General features: G+C 68.8%; 4 protein-coding genes. All 4 read right to left on the reverse strand.

Features of this window, described 5'->3' with window-relative positions; genetic code table 11:
- Window positions 1–444: MATE family efflux transporter (locus WA944_RS19595; RefSeq protein ID WP_526647259.1), on the reverse strand; the 444-nt coding region annotated here is incomplete at its 3' end.
- Window positions 437–1,435 (reverse strand): DHH family phosphoesterase, encoded by a 999-nt coding sequence (locus tag WA944_RS19600; protein ID WP_526375823.1) that lies wholly within the window; start codon window positions 1,433–1,435, stop codon window positions 437–439. The genes WA944_RS19600 and WA944_RS19595, both read right to left, overlap by 8 nt.
- The gene (gene rbfA / locus WA944_RS19605; RefSeq protein WP_526375821.1) at window positions 1,410–1,925 is read right to left on the reverse strand and encodes a 30S ribosome-binding factor RbfA; all 516 of its coding nucleotides are present in this window, start codon (window positions 1,923–1,925) and stop codon (window positions 1,410–1,412) included. The genes WA944_RS19600 and rbfA overlap by 26 nt, the downstream gene beginning before the upstream one ends.
- A gap of 12 nt (window positions 1,926–1,937) precedes the next feature.
- A partial coding sequence (gene infB / locus WA944_RS19610) for a translation initiation factor IF-2 (RefSeq protein WP_526647260.1) occupies window positions 1,938–3,929 on the reverse strand: 1,992 nt, incomplete at its 5' end.

Here is a 3,929-nt window from a genome sequence, read left to right on the forward strand (position 1 = left end):
TGCGATGCGCACCCACGGCAGCGCGGCGTCGGCGATCCGGCCCCCGCCGGCCAACAACGCCACCAACGGTGCGGCGCCCAGTTGGACGGCGACCACGATGGTGGTGCCGATGCCGAGGGCCAGCCACGTCGCCTGCACGCCCTCCCCCGCGGCGGCGGCTCGGTCACCGACGCCGTAGAACCGCGCGGCGCGCGCTGTGGTGCCGTAGGACAGGAACGTCAGTTGAGAGCTCAGCACACCCATGACCAGCGCGCCGATGGCCAGACCGGCCAGATCGACCGCCCCGAGGCGCCCGATGATGGCCAGGTCGAACAGCAGGTAGAGAGGTTCGGCCGCGAGCACACCCAGCGCCGGGAAAGCCAGGGCAGCGATGCGACGGCCGGTCGCCGTCGGCACAGGTTCTCCGTGCGTACCGGTGACGGCGCCGCTGACGGGATCAGCCAAGGGAGCTGACGAGCGCCGACACCACGTCGTCGGCGGGTCCGACGGCCGAGTAGCCGGCGGCGAGACGGTGACCGCCGCCGCCGAATGCGCTTGCGACCGATGCGAGGTCCATCGACTTCGAGCGCATCGACACCGACCAGTTGCCCGGCTCGATCTCCTTGAACACCGCCGCGACCTCGGCCTGCTCGGTGGTGCGCACGATGTCGACGATGCTCTCCACCTCTTCCGGTCTGGCGCCGGCCCACTCGCCGTGGGGAACGACGGCGTACACCAGACCGCGACCGCCGGCAGCGTCGGCCACCAGCCGCGCCGATCCCAGGACCCGGGACAGCATGGGCAACCACGCGAACGGGTGGGTGTCGAGCAGGGTGCGGCTGACGGCGGCGTTGTCGACGCCCAACTCGACCAGACGTGCGGCCAGCCGGTGCGCGCGGGCACTGGCCCACCGGAACGAGCCGGTGTCGGTGGTCAGTCCCGCGTACAGGCAGTGCGCGACATCCGGGTCGATCGGCTTGTCCCAGGCGTCCAGCAGGTCGGCTACCAGCATGGTGGTCGAGTCGGCCGAAGCGTCGACGTAGTTCGCGGTGCCGAACAGCTGGTTGGAGGCGTGGTGGTCGATGACCAGCACCTCACGCCCGGGCGCGGCGTGATCGCGCAACGTGCCGAGCCGGTTCACGCTGGGGATGTCCACGGTGATCACCAGGTCGGCGTCCGGACTCAGCGCCTCGGGCGCCACCAGCAGATGGCCGCCGGGCAGCGACTGCAGCGACTCGGGCAACTGGGCCGGCTCGGCGAAGCTGACCGCGACATCCTTGCCCGCGTGTTCGAGCACCAGCGCCAACGCCAGCCCCGCCCCGATGGTGTCGGCGTCGGGGAAGACGTGACAGACCACGCTGACGGAACCGACCGGCGCCAGGAGTTCAGCTGCGCCGCGCGCGTCGACGCGCGCACCCGTCACCAGCGCGTCAGTCGTCGTCTCTGTTGCGGTCACTGTCTCTGTTGCGGTCACCCGTGTCCTCAGAGTCCGGCCCCAGCTCTGCCGTGTCCTCCACCCCGCTTACACGGTACGGGTCCGCGTCGCCGGCGTGCTTGGCTCCTTGCCGAACTCTCGCCAAATCCTCATCTGCCGCCCGCGCGCGGGCCAGCAGTTCCTCCATGTGTGCTGAGGTTTCCGGCACCTTGTCGAGCACGAACGCCAGCGTCGGCGTGAAGCGCACCCCGGTGGCGGCTCCGACCTTGCTGCGCAGCGTGCCCTTGGCGCGTTCCAGCGCCGCCGCCGCGGCGGCATAGTCGGGTTCGTCGGCCAGCGTCTCGCCGCGCACCGTGTAGTACACGGTGGCGTCGTGCAGGTCTCCCGTGACCTTCGTGTCCGTGACGGTCACGAAGGCCAGCGGGGGATCCTTGATCTCGAACTCGATGGCCGTGGCGACAACCGTGCCGATGCGCTTGGACAGCCGGCGCGCCCGCCCTACGTCGACCATGATGCTCGCCTCCTAGTCACGGGCCTTCTCCACGAGCTCGTAGGCCTCGATGACGTCGCCCTCCTTGATGTCGTTGTACGTCAGCGTCAGACCGCATTCGTAACCCTCGCGCACCTCGGTGGCGTCGTCCTTCTCCCGCTTGAGCGACGAGATCGTGACGGTCTCGGCGACCACGGTGTTGTCGCGCAACAACCGCGCCTTGGCGTTACGCCGCATGATTCCCGACTGCACGAGGCAGCCGGCGATGTTGCCGACCTTCGACGACCGGAAGATCGCCCGGATCTCGGCGCGGCCGAGCTCCTTCTCCTCGTAGACCGGCTTGAGCATGCCCTTGAGCGCGCTCTGGATCTCGTCGATCGCCTGGTAGATCACCGAGTAGTACCGGATGTCGACGCCCTCGCGGTTGGCCAGTTCGGTGGCCTTGCCCTCGGCGCGCACGTTGAACCCGATGATGATGGCGTTCGACGCCGACGCCAGGTTCACGTTCGTCTCGGTGACACCACCGACACCGCGGTCGATGACGCGCAGCTCCACCTCGTCGTCGATCTCGATCCCGAGCAAGGCCTCCTCGAGCGCCTCCACGGTGCCCGAGTTGTCGCCCTTGAGGATCAGGTTCAGCTGGCTGGTCTCTTTCAGCGCTGCGTCCAGATCGTCCAGGCTGATGCGCTTGCGGGACCGTGCCGCCAGCGCGTTGCGCTTGCGGGCACTGCGGCGATCGGCGATCTGCCTGGCGATCCGGTCTTCGTCGACGACCAACAGGTTGTCACCGGCACCCGGCACCGAGGTGAAGCCGATGACCTGCACCGGCCGCGACGGCAGCGCTTCCACGACGTCCTCACCGTGCTCGTCGACCATGCGTCGAACCCGCCCGTACGCATCGCCGGCGACGATCGAGTCGCCGACCCGAAGCGTGCCGCGCTGGATCAGCACGGTGGCGACCGGGCCGCGACCGCGGTCCAGATGTGCCTCGATGGCCACACCCTGGGCTTCCATATCCGGGTTGGCCCGCAGATCCAGTGAGGCATCCGCGGTCAACAGCACCGCTTCCAGCAGGGCATCGATATTGGTGCCCTGCTTGGCCGAGATGTCGACGAACATGGTGTCGCCACCGAAGTCCTCGGCCACCAGGCCGTATTCGGTGAGCTGTCCGCGAATCTTCGCCGGATCGGCACCCTCCTTGTCGATCTTGTTGACCGCCACCACGATCGGCACGTCAGCGGCCTGCGCGTGGTTGATCGCCTCCACCGTCTGCGGCATCACGCCGTCGTCGGCGGCGACCACCAGGATCGCGATATCGGTGGCCTTCGCGCCGCGGGCACGCATGGCGGTGAACGCCTCGTGACCGGGGGTGTCGATGAAGGTGACGAGGCGCTCGTTGCCGTCCAGTTCGGTGAGAACCTGGTAGGCGCCGATGTGCTGGGTGATGCCGCCGGCCTCGCCCTCACGGACGGTGGCGTCGCGGATCGTGTCCAGCAGTCGGGTCTTGCCGTGGTCGACGTGACCCATGACGGTGACCACCGGCGGGCGGAACTCGAGGTCCTCCTCGCCGCCTTCGTCCTCGCCGTAGGTGAGGTCGAAGGACTGCAGCAGTTCGCGGTCCTCGTCCTCCGGCGAGACGACCTGCACCTTGTAGTTCATCTCGTTGCCGAGCAACTCCAGGGTGTCGTCGCCCACCGACTGGGTGGCGGTGACCATCTCACCGAGGTTGAACAGCGCCTGCACCAGCGATGCCGGGTTGGCGTCGATCTTCTCGGCGAAGTCCATCAACGATGCGCCGCGGGCCAGCCGGATGGTCTCGCCGTTGCCGTGTGGCAACCGCACGCCACCGACGACCGGTGCCTGCATGTTCTCGTACTCGGCGCGTTTTGCCCGCTTCGACTTGCGTCCCCGCTTGGGGGCGCCGCCGGGACGACCGAACGCACCTGCGGCTCCGCCGCGTTGACCGGGACGACCGCCACCGCCGGGACGGCCCCGAAAACCTCCAGCAGCCGCTCCACCAGCGCC

The organism is Mycobacterium sp., from assembly GCF_049683355.1.
Taxonomy (GTDB): Bacteria; Actinomycetota; Actinomycetes; order Mycobacteriales; family Mycobacteriaceae; genus Mycobacterium.

Bases quoted from the DNA above. Each gene is read 5' to 3' on its own strand.
- rbfA (WP_526375821.1), bottom strand. From the start codon at position 1,925: ATGGTCGACGTAGGGCGGGCGCGCCGGCTGTCCAAGCGCATCGGCACG.